Genomic DNA, 3,662 nt, shown 5'->3' on the forward strand with positions numbered 1-3,662 from the left:
GGCCGGGGCCCCGCTGGGGGGGGGGGGGCCCCGGCCAAGCCGGGGGGGGGGGGGGGGGGGGGGGCCGGGGGGGGGCCCCCGGGGGGGGGGGGGGGGGCGCCCCGCCGCCCCCCCACACTTCTGCTCTGCGGCTCTCAAGAGCCACAAGAGCCAATGGACAGTGGGCAGTTGATCACGCAACGGCATGTATGTCGAGACCTGGTGGCTTTCGTCGGCTACCGGGGGACCACCGTTGCGGTGAGGCGGCAGTGGACGTCGACGACCCCTTCCACGGCCCACGCCAGACGTTCGGCCACCGGTATCAGCCCCGCACCTTCCACCCAGCCCGTGAGGGCGACGACGCCCTCGCGGACCTCGACCCGGATGTGGTCGGCCGACAGCGGGAACAGCCGGTCCACGACCTCGTGCCGCACCTCTTCGGTGAGGTCCTCGTCGTCCCGCAGGAAGACCTTGAGCAGGTCCGAGCGGCTGGCGACGCCTTCGAGCCTGCCCTCGTCGTCGATGACGGGCAGTCGCTTGACCTTGCGCCTGGCCATGATGCGTGCCGCCTCGGACAGCGTGGTGGTGCCGTGCACGGTGACCGCCGGGCTGCTCATCAGCTCCTCGGCGGTCACCGTGCCGGCCTTCGCCAGGTCGGACAGGCGCTGCCGCTGGGTGAACCGGTCCGGAACGTCGTCCCGGAACTCCTCCTTGGGCAGCAGGTCGGCCTCCGAGACGACCCCGATCACCCGGCCGTCGCCTTCGAGTACGGGCACCGCGCTGACGTTCCACCGCTCCATGAGCCGGACGACGTCCTTGAACAAGGCGTCGCGGCCGACGGCGACGACGGCGCGTGTCATCACATCGCTCACCACGTGCGGGCTGTTCCGCATGATCTCCTCCTCGAACGGAGCGCCGGTTCAGAGCCTGCGCAGCCAGTCGTCCGCCACGCCGTGCACAGCCAGGCCGGTGGGCTGCGGGGGCCTGTCGTCGATGCGGTAGGAGAGGTGGTCGACGACGTCCACGACGCCGTCCAGCCGCCGCGTCGTCTCGACGGCGACGGGGATCTCACTGCGGCGCTCCAGCTGACCGGTGAGCGTGACCACGCCGTTCCTCACGGTTGCCTCGACGGTGTACGGGGCCAGCCAGAGCGTGTTGAGGAAGACCTCCTGCCGCACGTCCCGCTGGATCTCGTCGTCGGTGCGCAGGAACACCTGGAGCAGATCCCGGCGCGTGACGATGCCGGTGAGTGTGCCCTCCTCGTCCACCACCGGAAGCCTTTCGACGTGGTGCTCCGTCATGAGCCGGGCGGCCTCGGCGACCGTGGCGTCGGCGTGAACGGTGACGGCGGGCACGGACATCACCTCGCCGGCCGTCCGGGCACGGCCCTTGGCGGCGTCGCGCCGGGCACGACCGCTGAACAGGCGCCGACAGCGCGTCCGGAAGCCGACGGCCTCCGGCCCGAGAGCCTGTCGCAGCACGAGGTCGGTCTCGGAGATCACACCGACGACCCTGCGGTCCTCGTCGATCACCGGGAGCCCGCTGATGCGGTGTTCCTCGAGCAGACGCACCACTTCCTTGAACGGCGTGTCGCACCGTGCGGTGACGACATCGCCGGCCATGAGAGCGCCTGTCCTCGTGGGCTTCATGGCTGAGCCTCGCTTCCCTCGATGCCGATGGTCACGTACTCCCCTCACGGGGTTTGACCTCAGCTTCCTGCGAGGGCGCGCCGGAGACATGGGCTGACCGGGTATCGGGTGCCGGGCCGATCGGCCCTCGGCATCCGTCCCGGAGACCGTCTCGGCGGAGGAGCATGGGCCGAAGGTCCCTGCGAAGGTCCTGTTCGCCCCTCGCACGTCCGGCCAGCCGGTGCGACCGTGACAGTGGACCTGTGTGCTGTCGGGAAGGCGGTGGGAACGATGACTCTCCCCCTGGTCACGGGCGTCGACGGATCCGACGCGAGCCTGACGGCGGTCGACTGGGCCGTGGACGAGGCCGCTCGGCACGGCCTCCCACTGAGGCTGGTGTACGCCTCGCTCTGGGAGCGGTACGAGCGGGTCAGCCCGTCCAACCGGCTGAGCCGCCCGTCCGGGCGGGTGCTCGCGGAGAACCTCGTCGCCTCCGCGGCCGAGCGCGCCGAGCGGCGCGACCCCGAGGTGAAGGTCACCACCGACATCGTCCCCGACGACGCGGTCGACGCCCTCCTGCGCGCGGGGGACGACGCCTTCGCCCTGGTGACGGGTTCACGCGGCCGCGGTGAGCTGAGGGGCCTGCTGCTCGGCTCGGTCGGTCTGGGCGTGACGGCCCGCGCGCCCTGCCCGGTGATCGTGGTCCGGGGCGACAGGGCGGGACTGGCCGGCTCCCACGAGCGCATCCTGCTGGGCGCGGGCGAACCCGTCACCGGCGCCGAGGCCGTCCGCTTCGCCTTCCGCGAGGCCGAGGCACGCGGCTGCCCCCTGGACGTCGTACGTGCCTGGCGCGTCCCCGCACGCGACGGTGCCGGGGATCCCGCGCTCGCCCACGAGCCGGTACGCCGGCCCGAGGAGCGGGCATCGGCCCTGCTCGACGAGGTACTGCGCGACGCGGTGGCCGACCATCCGGCTGTCCGGGTGCGGCGGGTCACGGCCGAGGGCCCGGCCCACAGTGTCCTCGTGCGCCGCTCGGCAGCGGCCGACCTGGTGGTCGTCGGGGCCCGGCGCCGGCACGGCCATCTCGGGCTGCAGCTGGGCCGGGTGAGCCACACCCTGCTCCACCATGCCGACTGCCCGGTGGCGGTCGTGCCGCAGACGGTGTGAACGTTGTACGTGTCCGCCCGCCCACAGGGGGAGTGATGACGGCTGCCTGGTCCGGTGACGTGCTCGTGCCCGAACTGCGCGGAATCGAGGCGGTCGTGTGCGACACGGACGGGGTGATCACCGACTCGGCGAGGGTGCACGCCGCCGCGTGGAAGACGGCCTTCGACGCCTTCCTGGCCGAGCACCCGCCCGAGGACCCCGCCCAGCGGCGCCCTTTCGACTCCGGTGACGACTACCTGCGCTACGTGGACGGCAGGTCCCGGCTCGACGGTGCCGCCGCCTTCCTGGCATCGCGCGGTGTCGACCCGACGCCGGCGACCGTACGTGCCGTGGCGGCGGACAAGGAGTCACTGTTCGTCGAGCGGCTCCGTGAGCACCGTGCCGACGCGTATCCGGGAACCGTACGGCTGGTGCGTGCCCTGCGTGCGGCGGGAACGCCCGTCGCCGCGGTCTCCGCGTCAAGGCATGCCCGCGAACTGCTCACCGGGGCGGGTGTGCTGGAACTCTTCGACGCTCTGGTCGACGGCGCCGAGGCGGCCAGCCTGGGGCTCGCGGGCAAGCCGCGGCCGGGCCTCTTCCTCGAAGCCGTCCGCCGGCTCGGCGTTCCCCCGGGCCGTGCAGCAGTCATGGAGGACGCCCTCGCGGGAGTGGAAGCGGGGCGCCGCGGAGGCTTCGCCCTCGTCGTCGGCGTGGACCGGGCCGGCGGTCCGGACACCCGGAACCGGCTGCTGCGGCACGGTGCGGACATGGTCGTGCGCGACCTCGGGGAACTGCTTGCCGGGGGAGGACCGGGGTGACGGGCTGGACCTGGGAGTACGACGGCTACGACCCGGCGGACGAGCGCCTGCGGGAGTCGTTGTGCACGCTGGGCAACGGCTATCTCGCCAC

The 3,662-nt window shown here is 72.8% G+C and carries 4 protein-coding genes; 2 read left to right on the forward strand and 2 right to left on the reverse strand.

The features are described from left to right. Positions 1-215 precede the first annotated feature (215 nt). Both ACIRF9_RS52485 and ACIRF9_RS52490 read right to left on the reverse strand, forming a co-directional pair. Positions 216-872, reverse strand: coding sequence for a CBS domain-containing protein (locus ACIRF9_RS52485; protein WP_403837755.1), 657 nt, complete (start codon positions 870-872; stop codon positions 216-218). A gap of 27 nt (positions 873-899) precedes the next feature. Further along, complete coding sequence (locus tag ACIRF9_RS52490) at positions 900-1,628, reverse strand: CBS domain-containing protein (protein WP_403837757.1); 729 nt, start codon at positions 1,626-1,628, stop codon at positions 900-902. A 270-nt stretch (positions 1,629-1,898) separates the two neighbouring features. On the opposite strand from ACIRF9_RS52490, the gene ACIRF9_RS52495 reads away from it, so the two are divergent. Continuing rightward, on the forward strand, positions 1,899-2,774 hold the full coding sequence (locus ACIRF9_RS52495) for a universal stress protein (protein WP_403837759.1): 876 nt from the start codon (positions 1,899-1,901) through the stop codon (positions 2,772-2,774). 35 nt (positions 2,775-2,809) lie between these two features. Continuing rightward, positions 2,810-3,571 (forward strand): HAD family hydrolase, encoded by a 762-nt coding sequence (locus tag ACIRF9_RS52500; protein ID WP_403837761.1) that lies wholly within the window; start codon positions 2,810-2,812, stop codon positions 3,569-3,571. Positions 3,572-3,662: the final 91 nt, after the last annotated feature.

Origin of the sequence: Streptomyces sp. NPDC096132, from assembly GCF_044763345.1 — a bacterium.
In the GTDB taxonomy this organism is placed as follows: Bacteria; Actinomycetota; Actinomycetes; order Streptomycetales; family Streptomycetaceae; genus Streptomyces.

Excerpts from the sequence above, each read along its gene's own strand:
- ACIRF9_RS52495 (WP_403837759.1), top strand. The coding sequence starts at position 1,899 with ATGACTCTCCCCCTGGTCACGGGCGTCGACGGATCCGACGCGAGCCTG.
- ACIRF9_RS52485 (WP_403837755.1), bottom strand. The coding sequence starts at position 872 with ATGCGGAACAGCCCGCACGTGGTGAGCGATGTGATGACACGCGCCGTC.
- ACIRF9_RS52490 (WP_403837757.1), bottom strand. The coding sequence starts at position 1,628 with ATGAAGCCCACGAGGACAGGCGCTCTCATGGCCGGCGATGTCGTCACC.
- ACIRF9_RS52500 (WP_403837761.1), top strand. The coding sequence starts at position 2,810 with ATGACGGCTGCCTGGTCCGGTGACGTGCTCGTGCCCGAACTGCGCGGA.